The organism is Gammaproteobacteria bacterium (assembly GCA_035546635.1).
GTDB lineage: Bacteria > Pseudomonadota > Gammaproteobacteria > JAURND01 > JAURND01 > DASZWJ01.
Window position 1 is genome coordinate 87,485 of sequence record DASZWJ010000013.1, and the last position, 20,553, is coordinate 108,037.

At 44.7% G+C, this 20,553-nt stretch carries 25 protein-coding genes and 1 pseudogene; 3 read left to right on the forward strand and 23 right to left on the reverse strand.

All coding sequences use genetic code 11. The features are described from left to right. Positions 1-65 precede the first annotated feature (65 nt). The 8 genes from era to sixA form a co-directional block, all read right to left on the reverse strand. Entirely contained in the window at positions 66-959 is an 894-nt protein-coding gene (era, locus tag VHE99_02415; GenBank protein ID HVV67878.1) for a GTPase Era, read from the reverse strand. Then, a complete protein-coding gene (gene rnc, locus VHE99_02420) occupies positions 956-1,636 on the reverse strand; it encodes a ribonuclease III (protein ID HVV67879.1) in 681 nt (226 codons plus the stop codon). Before rnc ends, era begins: the two co-directional genes overlap by 4 nt. Continuing rightward, positions 1,636-2,421, reverse strand: coding sequence for a signal peptidase I (gene lepB / locus VHE99_02425; protein ID HVV67880.1), 786 nt, complete (start codon positions 2,419-2,421; stop codon positions 1,636-1,638). The genes rnc and lepB overlap by 1 nt, the downstream gene beginning before the upstream one ends. A gap of 317 nt (positions 2,422-2,738) precedes the next feature. Further along, positions 2,739-2,942, reverse strand: a complete 204-nt coding sequence (locus VHE99_02430; GenBank protein HVV67881.1) for a hypothetical protein — start codon at positions 2,940-2,942, stop codon at positions 2,739-2,741. Positions 2,943-3,061: 119 nt separating this feature from the next. Continuing rightward, entirely contained in the window at positions 3,062-3,412 is a 351-nt protein-coding gene (locus VHE99_02435) for a hypothetical protein (protein ID HVV67882.1), read from the reverse strand. A 25-nt stretch (positions 3,413-3,437) separates the two neighbouring features. Further along, complete coding sequence (gene lepA / locus VHE99_02440) at positions 3,438-5,234, reverse strand: translation elongation factor 4 (GenBank protein HVV67883.1); 1,797 nt, start codon at positions 5,232-5,234, stop codon at positions 3,438-3,440. Positions 5,235-5,396: 162 nt separating this feature from the next. Continuing rightward, on the reverse strand, positions 5,397-5,843 hold the full coding sequence (locus VHE99_02445; GenBank protein HVV67884.1) for a protein YgfX: 447 nt from the start codon (positions 5,841-5,843) through the stop codon (positions 5,397-5,399). Further along, the gene (gene sixA, locus VHE99_02450) at positions 5,840-6,289 is read right to left on the reverse strand and encodes a phosphohistidine phosphatase SixA (protein HVV67885.1); all 450 of its coding nucleotides are present in this window, start codon (positions 6,287-6,289) and stop codon (positions 5,840-5,842) included. Before sixA ends, VHE99_02445 begins: the two co-directional genes overlap by 4 nt. A gap of 81 nt (positions 6,290-6,370) precedes the next feature. On the opposite strand from sixA, the gene VHE99_02455 reads away from it, so the two are divergent. Next, positions 6,371-7,000, forward strand: a complete 630-nt coding sequence (locus tag VHE99_02455) for a MarC family protein (GenBank protein HVV67886.1) — start codon at positions 6,371-6,373, stop codon at positions 6,998-7,000. A 4-nt stretch (positions 7,001-7,004) separates the two neighbouring features. After that, on the forward strand, positions 7,005-7,367 hold the full coding sequence (locus VHE99_02460; GenBank protein ID HVV67887.1) for a (2Fe-2S) ferredoxin domain-containing protein: 363 nt from the start codon (positions 7,005-7,007) through the stop codon (positions 7,365-7,367). Between the two features lie 102 nt (positions 7,368-7,469). On the opposite strand, the gene VHE99_02465 is transcribed toward VHE99_02460, so the two are convergent. The 9 genes and pseudogenes from VHE99_02465 to VHE99_02505 form a co-directional block, all read right to left on the reverse strand. Next, the gene (locus VHE99_02465) at positions 7,470-7,718 is read right to left on the reverse strand and encodes a succinate dehydrogenase assembly factor 2 (GenBank protein ID HVV67888.1); all 249 of its coding nucleotides are present in this window, start codon (positions 7,716-7,718) and stop codon (positions 7,470-7,472) included. Positions 7,719-7,762: 44 nt separating this feature from the next. Then, positions 7,763-8,431, reverse strand: a complete 669-nt coding sequence (locus VHE99_02470; protein ID HVV67889.1) for a hypothetical protein — start codon at positions 8,429-8,431, stop codon at positions 7,763-7,765. Between the two features lie 114 nt (positions 8,432-8,545). Then, positions 8,546-9,619, reverse strand: a complete 1,074-nt coding sequence (alr, locus tag VHE99_02475; GenBank protein HVV67890.1) for an alanine racemase — start codon at positions 9,617-9,619, stop codon at positions 8,546-8,548. A gap of 134 nt (positions 9,620-9,753) precedes the next feature. Next, positions 9,754-11,145: pseudogene (gene dnaB / locus VHE99_02480) on the reverse strand (replicative DNA helicase). Between the two features lie 230 nt (positions 11,146-11,375). After that, positions 11,376-11,822 carry a 50S ribosomal protein L9 gene (rplI, locus tag VHE99_02485; protein ID HVV67891.1) on the reverse strand — a complete coding sequence of 149 codons (447 nt, stop codon included), beginning with the start codon at positions 11,820-11,822 and terminating at the stop codon, positions 11,376-11,378. 107 nt (positions 11,823-11,929) lie between these two features. Then, entirely contained in the window at positions 11,930-12,844 is a 915-nt protein-coding gene (locus VHE99_02490) for a hypothetical protein (GenBank protein ID HVV67892.1), read from the reverse strand. A gap of 9 nt (positions 12,845-12,853) precedes the next feature. Then, positions 12,854-13,078, reverse strand: a complete 225-nt coding sequence (gene rpsR / locus VHE99_02495; GenBank protein HVV67893.1) for a 30S ribosomal protein S18 — start codon at positions 13,076-13,078, stop codon at positions 12,854-12,856. 51 nt (positions 13,079-13,129) lie between these two features. Next, complete coding sequence (gene rpsF / locus VHE99_02500; protein HVV67894.1) at positions 13,130-13,519, reverse strand: 30S ribosomal protein S6; 390 nt, start codon at positions 13,517-13,519, stop codon at positions 13,130-13,132. 209 nt (positions 13,520-13,728) lie between these two features. Then, the gene (locus tag VHE99_02505; GenBank protein ID HVV67895.1) at positions 13,729-13,938 is read right to left on the reverse strand and encodes a hypothetical protein; all 210 of its coding nucleotides are present in this window, start codon (positions 13,936-13,938) and stop codon (positions 13,729-13,731) included. Here VHE99_02505 and VHE99_02510 point away from each other — a divergent pair. Continuing rightward, positions 13,937-14,344, forward strand: a complete 408-nt coding sequence (locus VHE99_02510) for a type II toxin-antitoxin system VapC family toxin (GenBank protein ID HVV67896.1) — start codon at positions 13,937-13,939, stop codon at positions 14,342-14,344. The two genes, VHE99_02505 and VHE99_02510, sit on opposite strands and share 2 nt — an antisense overlap. Here the strand turns inward: VHE99_02510 and purF are convergent. The 6 genes from purF to VHE99_02540 form a co-directional block, all read right to left on the reverse strand. After that, on the reverse strand, positions 14,341-15,858 hold the full coding sequence (gene purF, locus VHE99_02515) for an amidophosphoribosyltransferase (GenBank protein HVV67897.1): 1,518 nt from the start codon (positions 15,856-15,858) through the stop codon (positions 14,341-14,343). The genes VHE99_02510 and purF overlap by 4 nt on opposite strands. A 12-nt stretch (positions 15,859-15,870) precedes the next feature. Continuing rightward, a complete protein-coding gene (locus VHE99_02520) occupies positions 15,871-16,494 on the reverse strand; it encodes a CvpA family protein (protein HVV67898.1) in 624 nt (207 codons plus the stop codon). Positions 16,495-16,531: 37 nt separating this feature from the next. Further along, entirely contained in the window at positions 16,532-17,485 is a 954-nt protein-coding gene (locus VHE99_02525; protein HVV67899.1) for an SPOR domain-containing protein, read from the reverse strand. Between the two features lie 83 nt (positions 17,486-17,568). Then, on the reverse strand, positions 17,569-18,912 hold the full coding sequence (gene folC, locus VHE99_02530) for a bifunctional tetrahydrofolate synthase/dihydrofolate synthase (GenBank protein HVV67900.1): 1,344 nt from the start codon (positions 18,910-18,912) through the stop codon (positions 17,569-17,571). Between the two features lie 139 nt (positions 18,913-19,051). Continuing rightward, entirely contained in the window at positions 19,052-19,918 is an 867-nt protein-coding gene (gene accD, locus VHE99_02535) for an acetyl-CoA carboxylase, carboxyltransferase subunit beta (GenBank protein HVV67901.1), read from the reverse strand. A 97-nt stretch (positions 19,919-20,015) separates the two neighbouring features. Next, a complete protein-coding gene (locus VHE99_02540; GenBank protein HVV67902.1) occupies positions 20,016-20,549 on the reverse strand; it encodes an FKBP-type peptidyl-prolyl cis-trans isomerase in 534 nt (177 codons plus the stop codon). Positions 20,550-20,553 lie beyond the last annotated feature (4 nt).

The window sequence follows — 20,553 nt, forward strand, 5'->3', positions numbered from 1 at the left end:
TGATGTACTATGCATCTTTAGGGATGGATTCCCGCCTACGCGGGAATGACAGGACAAAGCCATCATTACTTCCCATACCCCAAACTTTGCAGACTACGCTCATCATCCGACCAGCCGCGTTTCACCTTCACCCATAATTGTAAAAAGATTTTATCCGCCAACCATTTTTCCATTTCTAAACGCGCCTCTGTACCCACCGCTTTTAAAAGCTCGCCATCTTCCCCAATCACAATGCGCTTCTGCGAAGCTTTCTCCACATAAATCACCGCAGCAATACGCAATAATTTGTCAGTCTGTTTAAACTGCTCAATCTCAACCGTCAATGCATAAGGCAATTCTTTACCCAAATGCCGCATCAGTTTTTCGCGGATAATCTCAGCCACGAGAAAGCGTTCACTGCGATCAGTCACCTGATCTTCAGGGAACAAAGGGGGATTTTCCGGCAAATAACGGACTATTACCTGTTCTAATGCCATGACATCTGCTTGTCTTTTGGCAGAAATCGGCACGACAGCGGCGAATTGTCTTTTTTTGCTTAACATTTCTAAATGCGGCAGCAAGGCGGTTTTATCAGCAATTTTATCGATTTTATTTACCGCCAAAATCACAGGCCTATCAACCGTCTCGATCTTTTTCAACACCAAATCATCGTCTTCATACCACTGTAAACCATCTACCATAAATACAATCACATCGACACCCGGAATGGCGCCCGTGGCCACACGGTTCATATAGCGGTTCAACGCATGATGCGCCTGTTTATGAATACCGGGTGTATCGATATAAAGAATCTGTGCTGACTCTAAAGTCTTGATGCCGAGAATCTGATGACGCGTGGTCTGCGGTTTGCGTGAAGTGATGCTGATTTTTTGCCCTATCAAATGATTCAATAAGGTGGACTTACCCACATTAGGGCGACCAAGAATGGCCACATAACCACAATGGAATTCGTTGCTCATAATTCTGTCTCAAATAGCGCTAAAAATTTCTGTGCCGCATCCTGTTCGGCACGGCGTCGACTGCTACCCTTGCCAATGGTATTTTTAGGTATGCCTTTCACCCGGCATTCGATTTTAAATACCTGATTATGTTCTCTACCATCTACGGATAACACATGATATTGCGGCAGCGCCAAATGTTTGGCTTGTAAAAATTCCTGCAGCTGGGTTTTGGGATCTTTTTGCACGCCTTGCGTCGTAATCGCAGCAATCTGGTTGGAAAGCCAGTTAAGAATGCACTGTTGGCAAGCTGCTGCTCCCCCATCTAGATAAATCGCTCCAATAATGGCTTCCATAGCGTTAGATAAAATAGAACTACGCTGAACGCCGCCGCTTTTTTGCTCGCCTGCACCCAGGCGCAGATAATCGTTAATTTTGAGCTTTCTCGCTAGTTCTGCTAAGGCATCGCCATTCACGAGATTCGCACGCATACGGCTCAAACCACCTTCGGTCAAATCAGGATAGCCTTGGAACAGCTTTTCAGCGATATAAAAATTCAGCAAGGCATCTCCCAAAAACTCCAAGCGCTCATTATTGATATGACCGTAACTGCGATGCGTTAAGGCAGTTTCCAACAATGATATATCCCGAAATGTATAGCCCAATTGCTCATTTAATTTTTCTAACGGTGACTTCATTATTTAACTGCCTTGCCTATCCTATTCCAACGCACGCGATGGTTAATGGCATCCCAGCTCATCCATATCCCAAAAGCTTTACCAATTAAATTTTGCTCGGGCACAAAACCCCAAGTGCGGCTGTCATCGCTGTTATCGCGGTTATCGCCCATCATAAAATAATTACCAGGAGGCACTACGACATCGACATCTTGGGTTAAACCCTCATCTATGGGTCTTACATAAATACTATGTTTAACCCCCATTAGATTTTCTGTTTTCAAAGCGACGGGGATATGTTCTTCGGGATTGATACCGGCAGGTTCGTCATCGACGGCTTCACTCACAAATTGTTGCGGCATGGCTTTGCCATTGATGTAGAGTACTTTATCTTTGTACTGTATATGATCGCCCGGCAATCCCACCAGACGTTTAACAAATACGATAGAAGGATCAGGTGGCGCATAAAATAAAACTATATCCCCGCGCTTGGGTTCTGCAATCGGCACGATCTTAGTGTTGCCCACGGGGAAACGTAGTCCATAAGCAAACTGATTCACGACTAGAAAATCTCCAGGCGCTACAGTGGGTTGTAATGAACCTGTGGGCACGCGATAAGGTTGGATAAGAAACGAACGTATGACCCAAACCAACAATAATACCCAAAAAAACGAGCGGGCATTTTCGACGATCACGGATTGTTTTTGCTTGGCTGACAAACGTTTGCGACGGAAGAATAGCATATCAATCAGCGCAATTATGCCACAGCCCACTACCAGCGCAGTCAACGTCGCTGGGAAATTCATGATGCATAACCAGATAATTAACAACACCAAAAGCGTACTGCCCAAAATACGCAGCGTCTTGAATTGGTTAGGTGGGGTGCGTTGTGCCAACCAGGCGGAATCGATGATCCAAGTAAACAGGGTCATGAATATGGCGAGGATAAAAATGAGGAGGTATTGTTTGGTAATAATCATCGGTGGCATCCATTAAAATGTAGTTAACTATTCAGCTCATCGTCCCAACCCCCAGTTGAATAATTTGAGTAAGTTGAGCATCAATCTATGCAAAGCGCAATCCGACAAGTGAGAAGGAACAACGTCAAATAATTACAAAATATCTAAAAATAATACGGTTCTGTTTTATCTGAATCCGAGCCTGAGTCGTAATCTGAAATTAATGGTGGCATCTTTTCACCCGGTTCATCAGTTGATTCTAAAGTAGATAAAGACCTATCTGCATTGTTATTGTGCTTAAAAAAATCTGTCCTCGCTACAGTAGGAACCTTCTTAGCCTCTGCCAGCACTATTTCCAATAATTCCAATAATTGCGCCTCTTCACTTGACCCAGGCCATTGATATTGCGGGTCAAGTAATGTAAGACAGTGATTAACTACGGTTCTAGCGTGCGCTCTTTTGCTATCTATCTCAAGATAAACTGCTTCTAATCCGGTGACGCAAGACTGTATTTTTCCAAATGTTGATTTAAGGTATCGGCTTCCTTTTTCAATCTATGATTGTTATATCTATTATTAGCGTTAGTCATATCTAGACGCAGGTCTTTCGCATCTTGCAATTTTCTTACCCTTTGTGCCTGTAAATCAGTCATTAACTGCTTTACTGGCATTTGTTTAATACATTTTGCTCTAAAATTTTCTGACAGCTTTGGGTCAAATGTTAAACCCTTATATAACCCTGACTGCATCGCTACAACGACTTCTTCATACTGAGAAGATGCTGAAACTCTCAGGATTTTGTCGATTGGTTTTAATTGCTCATCTATTTCGCTACTCATAAAATACCCTCCCCAGATTCATCATTTAATTTTTCTGATCTACTTTTAACACTGCTAAAAACGCCTCCTGCGGAATCTCTACTCTTCCAACTTGCTTCATGCGTTTTTTACCAGCTTTTTGTTTTTCCAATAATTTACGTTTACGGCTTACATCGCCGCCATAACACTTGGCTGTGACATTTTTACGTAAAGCCTTCACCGTTTGCCGTGCAATAATCTGTGAACCTATCGCAGCCTGAATGGCCACATCAAACATCTGCCGCGGGATAATTTCCTGCATCTTTTCAACTAAAGCACGACCGCGTTGTTGGGCTTTCTCGCGGTGCACAATTGTGGCTAAGGCATCTACTTTATCACCATTAATCAAAATATCCAGTTTAACCAATGGCGCGGCCTGGAAAGATTTAAATGCATAATCCAGGGAAGCATAGCCGCGGCTGACTGATTTTAAGCGATCAAAAAAATCTAACACAACCTCGTTCATAGGAATTTCATAAGTCAGTGCGACTTGACGACCGGCATAGAGCATGTTTTTCTGTACACCGCGACGTTCCACGCATAAGGTAATGACATTACCCAGATATTCTTGCGGCACCAGGATATTCACCTGAGCGATGGGCTCGCGCATTTCGGCAATTTCCGCCGGCGGCGGCAATTTGTAGGGATTATCGATGTATTTGGTTTCGCCTTTACTCGTCACCACTTCATACACAACAGTCGGTGCAGTAGTGATTAGATCCAATTGATATTCGCGTTCTAAACGTTCCTGCACGATTTCCATGTGCAACATACCTAAAAAGCCGCAACGGAAACCAAAGCCTAATGCTTCAGAAGTTTCTGGTTCATAAAACAAGGCGGCATCATTTAAGCGCAGTTTAGCTAAAGCATCGCGGAATGCCTCATAGTCTTCGGCGTTTATGGTAAACAAGCCGGCAAAAACTTGTGGTTTGACTTTTTGGAATCCCGGCAATGGCGAAGAAGCTGGGTGCTGTGCATGTGTCAGGGTATCGCCTACGGGTGCGCCATTGACTTCTTTGATTCCGGCAATGACATAACCTACTTCACCGGCTCTCAATATTCCGGTGTTCTGGCGTTTAGGTGTAAAAATGCCAACCTGGTCTACCAAATATGACCGGCCAGTTGACATCACCTGCATTTTTTCACCCGCTTTGAGGACACCTTGCATGACCCGCACCAAGGATACAACACCTAAATAACTATCAAACCAGGAATCGATGATTAACGCCTGCAATAATGCATTATCTTGGCCTTTGGGGGCTGGAATGGTGGCTACTAATTGTTCTAGTAAATCTTCAATACCCAAACCTGTTTTGGCGCTGATACGGATAGCGTGATGCGCTTCTATGCCAATAATGTCTTCAATTTCCTGTATCACTTTATCCGGCTCAGCCTGAGGCAGATCAATTTTGTTTAATACCGGTAATACTTCCAGTCCCTGTTCGATGGCGGTATAGCACACGGCCACGGTCTGCGCTTCTACCCCTTGGGCTGCGTCAACCACCAATAGCGCACCCTCGCAAGCCGATAACGAACGCGAGACTTCATAGGAGAAATCCACATGTCCCGGAGTGTCAATAAAGTTTAGTTGGTAGCTGTGACCGTCTTTGGCTTTATAGTGCAAGGTCACACTTTGGGCTTTGATGGTGATGCCACGCTCGCGCTCTATATCCATGGAATCGAGCACTTGCTCGCTCATTTCACGCTCGGATAAGCCGCCACACCGTTGGATGAAGCGATCTGCTAGGGTAGATTTACCGTGATCGATATGGGCAATGATAGAAAAGTTTCTGATGTATTTCATGGGAGAAGTTTAGCGTAGACAGTCGAGTGAGTCATTAATTTAATAATTTTCCGTAATGCAATGTAGCCCTTGGAAGGGAGCCATTGCTGTTGAGTTTAAAGCCAGGGGACGACGTGCATTTTTTGAATTTCGCGTCAGCGACTAGCTATACCTTGTTTCTGCTCACCCCTTTTTCAAAGGGGGAGAGTAGTTAGTAATAACACGCTGAGTCAACAAATATTGTTTAAGACGTCGAAAAGTATGCGCATCCACACTATCCACCCATAAAATTACGGAGTTACTCCGCCGTTTAGTCTCTAATGTAAAATTTAAAATAACTAAATACCGACTCACAAAGGTGTCGCCATGCAACTGTGCTGACACCACCTTTCCCGCATGATTCTGCAAGTACCATTGTCTATCACTATCTACCCATAAACGCACCACGGCGGATGCAGCACTTAATGCAGCATGCTGCAATCTAATGATTAAGCTACCGACCCCAGCCAGTCCTGCAGGCAATATAATCCAAAATGGCGCCTTTGATAATAATAAACAACACAGCGCACCTGCATGAATTAGCAATAACAGCAGCAGCCATATTCGCGATCTTTGTAATACCAGTGTCATCGCGTCTCAGCCGCATGTATCACCCATTCTAATATCCAGCCATCTCCCACAGGCGCAAGACACGCAACTGTCGCTGGGTTAAATATCACTGATGCTGAATGCAAGGTGAGTGCTTCTAACAGATAAGCCATAAAGGGTAAATGTCCTACCAGCATCACTGGTTGCGTCCAGGTGGCTACTTCTATTTCCATAGGTTCAACCAGATCTTCAGGACGCAAGCCAGGTAATGGCAGAACGCTGCCCGCTTGCACTTGTGGCGCGAGTAATTCCGCTGTTTGCCGTGCGCGCACAATGCCGCTGTGGTAAATCTTATCTACGACGATACCGCGCGCATGCAATTTCTCGCCCACGCTATTTACCTGCTTTTCTCCAAGTGCGCTTAAAGGACGATCTGGGTTGATTTCTGCCGCAACGGCTTCTCCGTGACGTGTGAGATAAAGTTTCATGTGAAAACGATAGCGCTCCTTTAGTTTCTAAGTCATTATTCATTATATTTTATATAAACTAATCTTCGCGAGTAATCTCTCATGCAGTGGAGCCAATTCATCAGCTTTATTATTTCTATGCTTGCTATCACGAATCCCGCCGGCAGTGTCGCTGTTTTCTTAGGTATGACTCAGAACAAAACAGAGCAAGAAAAACGCAAAATAGCCTTGGTTACCACTTTGACTATTTTTATTGTACTCGTGCTTATCACCTGGACTGGTATTCCTATTTTGGAAATCTTTGGTATTTCCTTACCTGCCTTTGAAATCGCTGGTGGTTTAATCATTTTGTTGCGCGGTTTAGAAATGTTACATTCTAAAGAAACGCCTACCTCAAAAACCGCCGAAGAACTAGAACAACAAAATGTCAGAGAATCCATTGCAGTAGTGCCTTTAGGTATACCTATTATCGCAGGTCCCGGCGCCATGACCAATACTGTCATTTTTACCCGTGAATTTCCTGAATTCACGCATAAAATTTATATCTGCGCAGGTATTCTATTTGTTTCCCTGGTCATAGGGGTGATGTTGTTTTTCTCAACCCGCATCGGCAAAATCGTGGGTGAATCGGGTATTAAAATCATGACGCGTATTATGGGGCTGCTGTTGTCAGCGATCGCCATGAGTCTGATGATTAAAGGGCTGCAAGAAATTTTTCCCGGATGGACTTAACACTATGCTAACACCTGAATTGCAGAGAATTGTCGCTAAGTTAAATTTAGCTGAATTGAGGCATCATATTTTTTTATGCTGCGATCAAACAAAACCCAAGTGCTGTTCACTAGAGGACGGTTTAGCGTCCTGGGATTATTTAAAATCCCGCTTGAAAGAATTAAAACTGGATACTGTTCAGCGAACTAAGGCTAACTGTCTGCGCGTGTGTATGAATGGACCTATCGCCGTGATTTACCCAGATGGTGTGTGGTATCACTCTTGTTCACCGGCGGTGTTGGAGAGAATCATTCAGGAGCATTTAATTGGCGGGGTGCCGGTAGCGGAATTTGTTTTGTATGCTCCTCATACATCATCCTTTGCATAGGCGAAGGAGCACCTCTTACAGCCCCAGCCTTTTTCCTTCTCCCGTCTGTGACCGAAGGGAATCCCCTTGCGGGATGGGAGAAGGAAAAAAGCCAAGGCTGTATTAGACACCTGCTCTCAGCATAAATACAATTTCCTGCAAGCTAGAATCAGCAGGCAAACTATCGCGTATCAATAACCAGTTTATTAATTCTTGATCGGTACTTTCTAATAAAGCTGCGAAAGCTGTTTGTTGATGGGATGATATTGCAGGATATTTACGTTCTAGAAAATTGCCCAGCAATACATCGAGTTCTAATAAACCGCGACGGCACTGCCAACGTAATTGGCCTGGATGTAATGGTTTTGTCATTGATATCTCATCCTGGGACACGGGCGAGCCGCCTCACTCACAGATTATTCTCTAGGAATACTATCTTCACAACTCACCAGCTGCCGTTGATAGATATTACTGCGCGCTGAAACTTTATGCGCTACTCTGATTAACCAAGGTTTTCTAATATAACTGCGCTTTGCATAACCTCCCATTCCTTCGTGGTAGGCAAGATATAGCCCATAGGCATTATTTGGGGGAACCCGCAATGTATGATTTACTTGGTGGCTATACCAACCGATAAAATCACAGGCATCACCAAATTCATGGCGTTTGCCGTCACTGTTCCCAGTCTGGTTTTGGTAATCTAACCAAGTTTTGTTCAAGGCTTGCGAATAGCCAACAGCCGAGGTTGGGCGCTTCCAAGGAATGATCCATAAGATTTTTTTGCGCGGCGGCTTGGCTTTAGCGGTAAATGCGGATTCATAGTAAATAATGGACATTTGCACCGGAACCGGTACGCCCCATTTAGCTTCAGTCTGTTTGGCTTGCCAATACCAATCAGGATATTGATTAAATATACTGCAAATATTTTCCACATTATGTGGACGCGGGCGGGTAGTGGCGCATCCTGCAAGAAATAATGCGATCATTAGGGGGAGAAAAAGCATTAATCGCCAAAGGGAAATGCAGCTTGAGTAGTAGTGTTTGCGTAATGGAAAATTTGTCGTATGAAGGGCTGCATGGGTCATCGTGTCACATCGGCCTAGGGTTGTTTGCTTCCTTTATCCTTTCTCCCTTGTGGGAGGGGGATTAGTAAAATCTGTAATATGTCGGCGCGATAGTGCTATAAAGGCTGAATACTGTCAAGATTCTAAAAAACGCACGCGCGGCGTTACATGACACAATAATTCATAGGCGATGGTATTGGCACATAAAGCTACTTTTTCTATGGGTAAACCTTCACCCCATAAAACAACACAATCACCTACTTTAGCTCTCGGATGATTACTTAAATCAATGGTTATCAAATCCATAGACACTCGTCCAGCCAAGGTGCACATCACATTATCCACTAACACCGGCGTACCATTTTTAGCATGGCGCGGATAACCATCACCATACCCTACTGCAGCAACACCCATCCGTATATCTGAAGGACATACCCAAGTACCGCCATACCCTATTTCATCCCCCTGATGAAAATCATGAATGGCAATGAGTTCTGAGCTCAAGGTCATGACAGGTTGCAAATCAAATTCAAAAGCCAAGCGTTCGGGAAAGGGTGATGCACCATAGAGCATGATTCCTGGACGTACCCAATCCGCATGGGATTGTGGCCATGCGATAATACCTGCGGAATTAGCTAGGCTTTTAGGTCCAGGCCATTTGACAGTTTGATTAAAGATATTTAGTTGCTGCTTTGTCTTTGGATGCTCTAGCTCGTCAGCTTCTGCAAAATGTGTGAAGGTGGTAATGGGTTTGGCGACATGAGGACATTGTGACAGGCGCTCATAAGCCTGCCCTGCTTCTTCAGGGCTAAAACCCAAACGATGCATACCGGTATCTATTTTTAACCATACTGTCACTGCTTTAGTGACTGATATTTGCTCCAGCAATTCTACTTGTTGCAGGGTGTGCACGACGGGGACTAGGCCAAATGCCGCCATGCGTTGCAATTCGTCAGCGTCCTGAAAACCTGCCATCACGACGATATTTTTATCACTATGATAACGGAACAATTGTAATGCTTCGTCAATGCGCGCGACTCCAAAAGCATCCGCATCCTGTAAAGCATTCGCAACTCGCAGCAATCCATGGCCATAAGCATTGGCTTTTATCATCGCCAACACGGCAGAACCTTGAGCTAAAGATTTGACACGCTGCAAATTATGATTTAGTGCAGCAAGGTTAATGTGGGCAGTAGCAGTGTGATGCATAACATTAAAAAACTTTATTCATCATAATCAACCACCGCCGGCGTTCGCTTAAATGTCTGAGCACTTTGTCCCGCAAAAGACCCTCTAGCAGCCGTCTGCCCCATATTTGGCGGTGAAGTAGAGTAAGCTGCGGCAGCTAAATTTTCAAAACGGGTAAACTGACCTAAAAATGCCAGCTTGACGGTACCAATAGGGCCATTACGCTGCTTACCGATAATAATTTCAGCAACACCTTTATCTGGACTATTAGGATCGTAAACCTCATCACGGTATATGAAAGCGATTAAATCAGCATCTTGTTCGATAGCACCTGATTCGCGCAAATCAGACATCATCGGGCGACGGTTACTGCGCTGTTCTAGTCCACGGTTAAGCTGTGACAACGCGATGAGGGGAACACTGAGCTCTCTGGCCAACACTTTTAAGCTGCGAGAAATTTCTGATATTTCTAAGGTACGGTTTTCTTTGAAACCTGGAACCTGCATCAATTGCAAGTAATCAACCACAATTAATCCCAACTGACCATGCTCGCGCATTAAGCGCCGCGCCCGTGCTCTTAATTCCCCGGGATTGAGTGCCGGACTATCATCGACATAAAGAGAAACGGAAGATAAGGCACCAACTGCCGCTGCCACCCGATGCCAATCAGTTTTTTCCAACTTGCCGGTGCGAACTTTGTGTTGATCTAAGCGTCCCCAGGAAGAAATCAAACGCATGGCCAGTTGTTCACCGGGCATTTCCATACTAAAAACTAAAGTGGGCTTAGCATACTTCATTACCACATTTTCTACAATATTCATTGCAAAAGCGGTCTTTCCCATGGAGGGACGTCCGGCAATGATAACTAAATCTCCGGCTTGTAGCCCAGAAGTCATCTCATCTAAATCAGCAAAACCTGTCGCCAATCCAGTGATCGATTCGGTGGAATGATATAAGGTATCCATACGCTCGGTCGCAATTGCCAAAAGCTGGCTCATTTTTTGCGGCTCCTGGCGTTTGGCGCCCTGCTCTGCGATTTCGAATACTTTGCGTTCGGCATCATCTAACAGTTCGTTGCTGGAACGCCCATCTGGATTAAATGCTGCTTCAGCAATTTCACCTGCTGTTCCGATGAGCTGGCGCAACACAGATCGTTCACGAACAATGTTGGCATAAGCGGCAATATTTGCCGTACTCGGTGTATTTTTAGCCAATTCAAATAAATAGAGCTCACCACCGGCTTCTTCCAAGGCATTGAGATGCTTTAAACTTTCTGCGACGGTAAGGACATCAAATGGCGTATTCCTGGCGGCAAGACTGGTAATGGCTCTGAAAATCGAACGATGTTCTGGGCGGTAGAAATCGCTATCCACAACTTGATCGGCGACATTGTCCCAGGCTTTATTATCCAGCAATAAGCCGCCTAAAACGGATTGTTCTGCTTCTATGGAATGAGGGGGGATTTTTAAGGCTTCAGTTTGGGCATCTGCAGCTTTGGCTTTGTTGCGAGGCAATGTTTTTTGGGGAATATCAGTTTTTTTGGGCATGGGATGATTGTCGCTCCTGGACTATGGGAGTTTTCCAAATTGAATTGTGTCGCAATTTAGCTTTTCTTACCAGCTCTTATAGCCTTGGCCTTTTTCCTCTTATGGCCTTAGCTTTTTCCCTTCTCCCCTTGTGGGAGAAGGTGCCCTCTTACAGCCATGTCTTCTTACCTTCTCCCACAAGGGGAGAAGGGAAAAAGCTAAGGCTATAAGAGGTTGGGGCTGTAAGCGCCTCACTCAGCCATCACATTCACTTTAATAGCTACCCGCACTTCCGTATGTAATTGCACAAACACTTCATATTCACCCGTCTGTCGAATAACACCATTAGGCAGTTCAATTTCGCTTTTATCCACTTCTCCGCCTCTGGCATGAATAGCTTCAATGATATCCCGCGTACCAACGGAACCGAATAATTTACCTTCCTCACTCGCTTTGGCTTTTATTTCGACTACCAAATCAGTCAGTTTTTCTGCCCTTGCTTTAGCGGAAGCCAAATGTTCTGCCTCGGCTTTCTCTAACTCTACACGACGTGTTTCAAACTTAGCAATATTTTCCGGCGTAGCACGCAATGCTTTGCCTTTTGGGATCAAATAATTGCGACCATGTCCAGGTTTAACTTTCACTTGTTCACCCAGATTTCCCAGATTACGAATTTTTTCCAATAAAATAACTTGCATTGCTTATAACCTCATTAAAATAAATAACTTTTTACTAGGCTGTTATCCTGAGCGTAGCGAAGGATGACAGCTAAATTCAGGATGACAGCTAATTCATGGTAACAGCCTCACTTTGCTGCCGCCCCTATCTTAGTTCGCAGACTACGAAAATCATAACCACTGTCTATCACTGCTACAGCAGACAGTAATATAGCCACATAGGGTAAAAATAAAATCAGCGCGAAGTACAGTCCCATTAATAATGGTAATTTCAGCTCGGGTTTTTTATATTTTAATTGCCCATGAACTAAACTCAAACCAGCCAGAGCAAACGGTAACATCATGACAGGCAGCACATCCATTGCCAAAGCAGAACCAAAGCAGGAAGCCAATGCGGTTATCAGCAATAATGCGCATGCGGTGTAGCTCATACGCACTTGCAATAGTTCTTTGGCAAGGCCGCCCGGATTAAACAGTGCCGCCTGCCAGCTTCTAGCGAGTAATAATAGCGTCAGATCCATGATTAACAATGCAACAGCCAAAACACCCGTAGCAAACTGCGACGCAAACTGCAAAAACTCCTGCGCCTTTGTCACATCAACGGCCAAATTCAAAGAGGGAGCAAGGCTATTCCAATAAGTGGTCAGCTCTTCTATCCACCAAAGCGCAACATCCGGTATCACCAGATGCAAGCTGATGACACTAATAACCCCCATCAATGCCGCACATTGCAAAATAATAGCCCAAGAGGCGGTGCGACGCAGTACCACCGCCAATAACCACACAACCACTACTCGCAGCGCAATAATGCCTGCAATCTGCGAAGCATCGCCAATAAAACTCCAAGCCAACCCCGGCAACACCACCCATAGCAGCACCCAAAAACCTTCTCTACCGCCCTTATAAAGGGTAACTAAGGCCAATAATAGGATGCTGATCCAGAAAGTCGGCAGGCCAGCAAAAGGTAATAATGCACAAACTAGCGCCGCAATAATCAGATTGCGGCGTTGTTTGAGCAGATATAACCCCATGTTTTTAAGCATAGGTTACCTTCAGTGGCGGTCACAGTAAGGCAATAACGCCAAGTAACGCGCTAATTTAATCGCTTTAGCTAACATACGCTGATAACGCGCACTGGTACCGGTGATGCGGCTTGGCACAATCCTACCGGATTCCATGATGTAGTTTTGCAATAAAGCGGTATCTTTATAATCAATTTCTTTAATGCCTTCGGCAGTGAAACGGCAGTATTTTTTACGTCGATAAAAACTGGACACAAAATTCTCCTAAAATTCGATTGTTTCTGATTGGGTTTGGGGAAAGTCAGCTTATTCAGACCCCGTGTCTTGAGAGGCGCCTTCTTTCTCAGCTTCGGCATCACGACCGGTTTTCTTATGTGCAGTCTCTTGCTGCATGGGTGAAGGCTCGGTTACGGCGTCATCGCGATTCAGGACTAAGTTGCGCAATACCGCATCATTGTAGCGAAAAGCCGTAGTTAATTCATCTAAGGCTTTTTTATCGCATTCGATGTTAAATAATAAATAATGGGCTTTATGGATCTTGTTGATGGGATATGCCAACTGACGACGACCCCAGTCTTCAAAGCGGTGTACTTGTCCGCCACTGTCTTTGACAACGGCTTTATAACGTTTGACCATGGCTGGGACTTGATCGCTCTGGTCGGGGTGGATTAATAATACAATTTCATAATGTTTCATAATGTTTCCTTATGGTGATGGCGGGATTTTCAAAGAAAACACCGCTAACGCCTCCCGAATACTGCTTGGGTGAGGCAAGGTTTAAACCCGGAAAATCTGCTATCCGGGTCGGGGAACCCGCAATATTACCTAATTAACGGGGAAAGCGAAAGGGGTTGTGTTGATGGGTCACTAAATAGGCCATGGCAATCACATTGAATTAAGCTAGCTTAACGAATATCCTTTCGAAACGCGCCATGTATAGTAGAATCGCCCCGACTCCACAGTACTGTCTGCACGATGGAGTTGATGCGAAAACCTGCTTCTGTTCTCTTCAGTCCATGCACATAATGACCTGCAGTATCAAAAGTCTGGCCACTGGCAGGTTCCAGGCGATGGATCAAAAAACAGGAAGTACATTCGGCTTGATATCTTCCCATGAAATATATGTTAGACACCAACATATGTATTTATTTAATCAAGAAGCAGCCAGAGCAACTATTAAATAAATTCAAGTCTTGTAAAAGTGGAGATGTTTGTATTTCTACTATTACTCTAGCCGAGCTTATGTATGGTGTTGGAAAAGGCCAGCACTCTCAAAAGAATAAAAGCGCTTTGGAAGAATTTATTTCACCCCTAGAAATAATGCCATTCGATCAAGAGGCAACTACACATTATGGCCACATCCGAGCCTGGCTGGAAAAAAATGGTACTCCAATAGGCCCTCTTGATCTGATGATTGCAGCACATGCTAAAAGTTTACATACCACTTTAGTTACTAATAATAAAAAAGAGTTTATTCGAGTGCCGAAATTAAAGATTGAAGACTGGAGCCTTTCACACTAACCCGCATTATGCACCTCTACAATCTGCGCACTACTCAACGCCTGGGCTTCGTGTTGCTTCATTTTTTCACCGCGGCGCTTTTCCAGCGTCGCTAAATATTCAGGTGTCACATCGCCTGTAACATAATCGCCGGTAAACACAGAATCCTCAAATCGAAGAATGCCGGGATTGCCTTCTTTCGCTGCTTCATATAAAGCGGATAAATCCTGATAAATCAGCCGATCAGCGCCTATTATTTGGGCAACTTCCTTGACGTCACGCCCGTGCGCAATTAATTCTTTAGCAGCCGGCATATCAATACCGTAGACATTAGGATAACGCACCTCAGGTGCGGCAGAAGCAAAATAAACTTTGCGCGCACCGGCATCGCGCGCCATTTGGATAATTTCTTTGGAAGTGGTGCCACGCACAATGGAATCATCCACCAACAACACATTTTTACCTTGAAATTCGAGACTAATCGCATTGAGTTTTTGTCGTACCGATTTTTGCCGAATGGTTTGCCCTGGCATAATAAATGTACGGCCGATATAACGATTTTTAACAAAACCTTCACGGTATTTTAAACCCAAAGTCTGGGCTAACGATAAGGCAGCGCTACGACTTGTATCCGGCACAGGGATCACCACATCAATATCATGTTCAGGGAATTCACGACGGATTTTTTCAGCCAACTTTTGACCCAAAGCCAGACGAAATTTATAAACCAGTATTTCATCCAATATGGAATCCGGCCGCGCCAGATAAACATATTCGAACAGGCAAGGTGAATGCTGTACCTTCGGTGCACAGATCTCTTGAAATATTTGCCCTTCCGTATTAATAAAAATCACCTCTCCCGGTAACACGTCTCGCACCAACTCATAACCCAGTGCATCGAGCGCAACGTTTTCAGAAGCCAGCATATATTCGCGACCACCATTACCCTCTCGTACACCATAAACCAAAGGACGAATGCCAAATGGATCACGAAATCCTACAATGCCGTAACCTGCAATCAATACAATCGCTGCATAAGCACCTTGGCAACGCTGATAAACACCCTGTGCCGCTTTAAAAATATGCTGAGGAGTCAATTCGGCTTTACCCAGATTCTGTAATTCGTGCGCAAATACATTCAGCAAAACTTCCGAGTCAGAATCCGTATTCAAATGCCGTCGATCTCCAAACATGAGATCTTTGGCTAATGCGCTAGAATTGATTAAATTGCCATTGTGAACAATGGCAAGACCATAAGGTGAATTGACATATAATGGCTGGGCTTCAGCAGCGCTATCGGATCCAGCGGTGGGATAACGCAAATGCCCAATGCCCATATTGCCCTGGAGCCGTAGCATGTGCTCAGCCCGAATTGCATCTCGCACCAAGCCATTGGCCTTGCGCAAAAATATGCGGGTTTTATCACAAGTCATGATACCTGCGGCATCCTGGCCACGATGCTGGAGTAATATCAATGCATCATAAATATCCTGGTTTACACTACTCTTTGCTACTGTACCGACAATGCCGCACATGAATTTAATTTCTCACTGATTGGGTTTTGGAACAACGGGGTTGGGGACGGGTTGCTGTGTTTCTGGGGTACTCGGGGCACTAGGCTGTTGTGTCACTGATTCAGATGGTTGCGGTGCAGTAGCCGCTCCAGTTGCTTCTTTGCCAACTTTTTGAATTTCCGCGGGTAATATACTGTAGATCCATTGCGCTATGCCATCAAACTGCGGTATGAGCTGTGATTCTTTCCACCAGGACTCTTTAGTCACAGCAGTAATCTGTGCTGCCAAAATCAGGACAGCGACCAATAACACGCCACGCGCTAAACCAAACACCAAACCTAAAACCCTGTCAGTGCCGGATAAACCGGTTTTATAAACTAACCCGCCGATGAGGAAATTGATGATGGCGCCAATAATCACTATGCCTAAAAATATGATTAAAAACGCCAGTGGACCTCTTAAACTTTCTGATGAGATGCTACCTAGAAAGCGGGCGGCAAATTGCGTGTAGTACTGATAAGCCACCCATAGTGCAACAATCCAGATAACCAAGGACAACACTTCGCGGATAAAACCTCGCACCAAGCTTATCAGGGTTGAAAAAATGATAATGCCGGCAATGGTATAATCAGCCCAGTTGAAATTTTGCAAGTTCATATGTGTTTGTTGCCTCAGATCCTGGAAGGAGGAAGTTTCACCCCCCTCCTTTAACCACCATACCCTGTAAACTCAATTGTTTCTGTAATTTTTCCAGCAAACTGTTTGCATCCGCGCGGTGTAATTCTGGGCCCACCAGTACTCGAATCAAATCCCCGTGTGCAGTTTTACTCGTACGGCTATAGGCTGGAAATCCTTCCGCCTGTAATTTTTTCACTAATTTGTCTGCATTGAGTTTATCAGAAAAACTACCCAACTGCACCGCCCAAGCTTCAGGGTTAGGAGCGGTATTTTGGCTTTTTGCCGGGTGCTGTGCTTTGGTTGTATGGGAATTATTGTTTTTCGCAGATTTCTTATGTGTGGCAGATTGCGCAGCACCTGGTTCATCAGTATTAACAGGAGCTGATTCACTAGCTAGTGTTTTCTGAGCTGATAGCGCAGGTGTTGTGGTTTGCTGCTCCAGTTCTGCAATATTCATTGGAGAGGATGGCGCTGCGTTATTAGGTACATTAGCAGTCATTTGTGTAGTGTTGGAAGCAGGTGCAGCTTGTGCTACGGCTGTTTTTTGCGGCACATTGCCAGGATTAGCGGGGGAAGCCAGCACCGTTGCAGTTTGTGATGCAACCACCGGTGGTAAAGCGGGTGCCACAATTGTATTGGCAGGAGTACCTGCAGCTGTCGGTTTCTGAACCACGTTATTATTGTTTCCTGCACCTAAAGATTGTATTTGTTCAAATACAATGCGCGATGGTCGGTTTTGAGAGTTATCCGACACATTACCGGCAATACGTGCACTGGCTGGAACAGTAGCTTCTTTGGGCGGCATGGGTAAAGCCAGGTTGCCTGGTTTAGCAGGCCGATCGGGAATTTCAGCAGATAATTGCAATTCACTAGAAGGCATAGAATGGTTAAAAAACAAAGGTATGATAATTAATGCCGCAGCCAATAAAATTAAACCGCCGGTAATACGTTTTTTAAGTCTTAATTCCACACTTATTCCCTCATAACTATTCGCCATAGGATTGAAACGGCCATATTTTCCCAACCTCACCCCTAAAAATTTGTAAAAAATGCTCACATACTACGTGTATGCTCCGCTTTTTTACAAATTTTTAGGGGCGATCTTGGAAAAATCTGACCGTTTGTGCTACTTCCAACTATCTGAACACTTGAATACTCCATCGCCTCAAGCACTTCAGCCACTGTATGAAATGATCCAAACACTAGCACGCGATCAGTTTTACCACAAGCCGCCACTACATTTTGAAACGCCACAGCTACAGAATCTGCTTTATAACAGTTTTTGACCCCCAAATCCCGCAATTGCATAAGCATAGTATCAGAAGACACACCTCGCGCAACTGCAAGACCTGACACATACCAGCTGTCTACATAAGGCAGAAGCGGCTGCAAAGTTCCAGCGATATCTTTATCTGCTAAGATACTCACCACAGCCAATGTTTTGCCCACAATCGGTAGAGTTTGCAAGCGTGCGGCCAGAAAAGCGGCTGCCGCTGGATTATGCGCAACGTCTAAAATACCATTCACCGGATGGGTAAATTGCTGAAAACGACCCGGCAAGCTCGCAGATTTTAACCCTAGTGCAATAGCATCCTGATTAGCAACCCATCCTGGCAAACATTGCAGCGCCATGAGTGCTGAAGCTGCATTTTGCAACGGTAACGAAGGCAAAGGCAACCCCACATATTGCACATCAGCACACTGCCAATTCCAACTCGTCTCAAACTGCTGATAATTAAAGTCCTGATTGATGCAATAAAGCGGCGCTTTAATTTTTTGCGCATAATCCCTGATGCTAACCGGTGGAGAAAAATCTCCGCATACAGCAGGTTTACCCCTTCTAAAAATTCCCGCTTTTTCACTACCAATCGCCTCACGATTATCACCCAGCCAATCCATATGATCCAAAGCAATTGTGGTGATGACAGCAACATCCGCATCTACTATATTAACCGCATCTAAACGACCACCTAAACCCACTTCTAAAATAAGAGCATCTAGTCCTGCTCTTTGAAATAACCACAACACTGCCAATGTGGTCATTTCAAAATAAGTTAACGCTATTTCTTCTCGTGCCTTTTCTACTTCTGCTAACGCAGTTACCCATTGCTGTTCATTGATAGATTGATTATTTATCCGCCCACGTTCCTCAAAACGCAGCAAATGCGGTGAAGTATAAGTCCCTGTGCGATAACCCGCTGCTTGCAATATTGACTCTAAAAAGGTGACACAGGAACCCTTGCCATTTGTACCGCCGACTATGATGATCGGACAGTTAAATACTCGGACTCCCAAAGTATTAGCTACCTTCTGCACTCGATCTAATCCTAAAGCAATAGTTTTAGGATGCAGGGTTTCAATATATGAGAGCCAATCAGGCAATGAATTAAATGGCATATAATTAAAGTGTTTTACTTACAAGTGGTATTCTTTTTCTACTGCAAAGGCTTAGCACTGTATCCCCTCTCCCCTTGTGGGAGAGGGGATACAGTGTCTAGTGCTGAGTTACACGCCTATGCTCACAAGGAAAAAGGATTTACGCCACCTCTTCCGGCTGCGGCTGATGCCGTAGCTTTGCCAAAATGCTAGCAATCCGTATCCGCATCTCACGCCGGTCAACAATCATATCGATAGCGCCATGCTTCAATAAAAACTCACTACTTTGAAATCCTTCCGGCAAGGTTTGACGCACTGTCTGTTCTATGACGCGGGGACCGGCAAAACCAATTAACGCTTTCGGTTCAGCAATAATAATATCGCCCAGCATCGCTAAGCTAGCGCTGACACCACCCATGGTGGGGTCCATTAATACAGAAATATAAGGTAAACCGTTGGCTGAGAGCTTGGCAAGTGCCGCACTGGTTTTAGCCATCTGCATCAATGAAATTAACCCCTCCTGCATACGCGCACCGCCACTTGTCGCAAAACACACAAAGGGAATGGCTTCTCGTATGCTGGTCTCTACACCCCGTATAAAACGCTCGCCAACTACAGCACCCATGGAGCCGCCAATAAAATTAAAATCAAAAGCGCAAGCAACTAATGGTTTACCAAATAAGGCGCCTTGCAATACCACCAAAGCGTCTTTCTCTCCTGTGTGTTTCTGCGCAGCGATTAAACGGTCTTTGTATTTTTTGGTATCGCGAAAACGCAAAATATCTACCGGCTCTACCTCAGCACCAATTTCACTCTGATTGCCTGCATCCAAAAAATAATTCAAACTGGTTCTAGCACTGATACGCTCGTGATGATGACATTTAGGACAAACTTCTAAGTTGCGCTCCAGCTCAGCACGATACAGTATGGCGCCACAAGCTGGACACTTGCTCCATACACCTTCCGGCACGCCTTTTTTCTGCGCCGTTTCTACTTTGGATGGGAACAATTTTTTAAACCAGGTCATGTTAAATTTTCCTCGGGTAAAGAATCACTCCCTTTGGAAAGGGGGTGATCCTTGCTTCGCCCTTCTTTTCATAGAAGTAAATAGTTACAATGCGCTTTTATTTGATTCCAATCAAATGTACTTTAAACACCAGCGTCTCATTCGGACCAATCACACCGCCTGCACCTGTTTCACCGTAAGCTAAATTAGCTGGAATGTATAGCATCCAAGTCGATCCAACCGGCATTAATTGTAATGCTTCCTGCCAACCCTGGATCACGCCTGTTACAGGAAAACTGATAGGCTCACCGCGCTGATAAGAGCTGTCAAATACTTTGCCATTTAACAAGCTGCCTTCATAATCTACGGTTACAGTATCATTCGCATTGGGTTTGCGGCCTGTGCCCTTCTCCAAGATTTTATACTGCAAACCACTTGGTAAACTAACTACCCCTTCTTTTTTCGCATTGGCTTCCATATAAGTTTCCCCCGCTTTTTTGTTTTGATCACCTGGATTGGCAGCCCCTACAGTTGCACTTTGCACTATATTCGCCCCTTGATCTGTGGCATCGGTAGTAGCTGCATGCGCCTGCGTAAAGCTAGCAGTTGCTATTAAATTAAAAATTATTACATTGATAAGACGAAATTTCATAATA

Coding starts and splice junctions, on each gene's coding strand:
- era (HVV67878.1), bottom strand. CDS start 959: ATGAGCAACGAATTCCATTGTGGTTATGTGGCCATTCTTGGTCGCCCT.
- rnc (HVV67879.1), bottom strand. CDS start 1,636: ATGAAGTCACCGTTAGAAAAATTAAATGAGCAATTGGGCTATACATTT.
- lepB (HVV67880.1), bottom strand. CDS start 2,421: ATGAATTTCCCAGCGACGTTGACTGCGCTGGTAGTGGGCTGTGGCATA.
- VHE99_02435 (HVV67882.1), bottom strand. CDS start 3,412: ATGAGTAGCGAAATAGATGAGCAATTAAAACCAATCGACAAAATCCTG.
- lepA (HVV67883.1), bottom strand. CDS start 5,234: ATGAAATACATCAGAAACTTTTCTATCATTGCCCATATCGATCACGGT.
- VHE99_02445 (HVV67884.1), bottom strand. CDS start 5,843: ATGACACTGGTATTACAAAGATCGCGAATATGGCTGCTGCTGTTATTG.
- sixA (HVV67885.1), bottom strand. CDS start 6,289: ATGAAACTTTATCTCACACGTCACGGAGAAGCCGTTGCGGCAGAAATC.
- VHE99_02455 (HVV67886.1), top strand. CDS start 6,371: ATGCAGTGGAGCCAATTCATCAGCTTTATTATTTCTATGCTTGCTATC.
- VHE99_02460 (HVV67887.1), top strand. CDS start 7,005: ATGCTAACACCTGAATTGCAGAGAATTGTCGCTAAGTTAAATTTAGCT.
- VHE99_02465 (HVV67888.1), bottom strand. CDS start 7,718: ATGACAAAACCATTACATCCAGGCCAATTACGTTGGCAGTGCCGTCGC.
- VHE99_02470 (HVV67889.1), bottom strand. CDS start 8,431: ATGACCCATGCAGCCCTTCATACGACAAATTTTCCATTACGCAAACAC.
- alr (HVV67890.1), bottom strand. CDS start 9,619: ATGCATCACACTGCTACTGCCCACATTAACCTTGCTGCACTAAATCAT.
- rplI (HVV67891.1), bottom strand. CDS start 11,822: ATGCAAGTTATTTTATTGGAAAAAATTCGTAATCTGGGAAATCTGGGT.
- VHE99_02490 (HVV67892.1), bottom strand. CDS start 12,844: ATGCTTAAAAACATGGGGTTATATCTGCTCAAACAACGCCGCAATCTG.
- rpsF (HVV67894.1), bottom strand. CDS start 13,519: ATGAAACATTATGAAATTGTATTATTAATCCACCCCGACCAGAGCGAT.
- VHE99_02510 (HVV67896.1), top strand. CDS start 13,937: ATGAAATATATGTTAGACACCAACATATGTATTTATTTAATCAAGAAG.
- VHE99_02505 (HVV67895.1), bottom strand. CDS start 13,938: ATGGGAAGATATCAAGCCGAATGTACTTCCTGTTTTTTGATCCATCGC.
- purF (HVV67897.1), bottom strand. CDS start 15,858: ATGTGCGGCATTGTCGGTACAGTAGCAAAGAGTAGTGTAAACCAGGAT.
- VHE99_02520 (HVV67898.1), bottom strand. CDS start 16,494: ATGAACTTGCAAAATTTCAACTGGGCTGATTATACCATTGCCGGCATT.
- folC (HVV67900.1), bottom strand. CDS start 18,912: ATGCCATTTAATTCATTGCCTGATTGGCTCTCATATATTGAAACCCTG.
- accD (HVV67901.1), bottom strand. CDS start 19,918: ATGACCTGGTTTAAAAAATTGTTCCCATCCAAAGTAGAAACGGCGCAG.
- VHE99_02540 (HVV67902.1), bottom strand. CDS start 20,549: ATGAAATTTCGTCTTATCAATGTAATAATTTTTAATTTAATAGCAACT.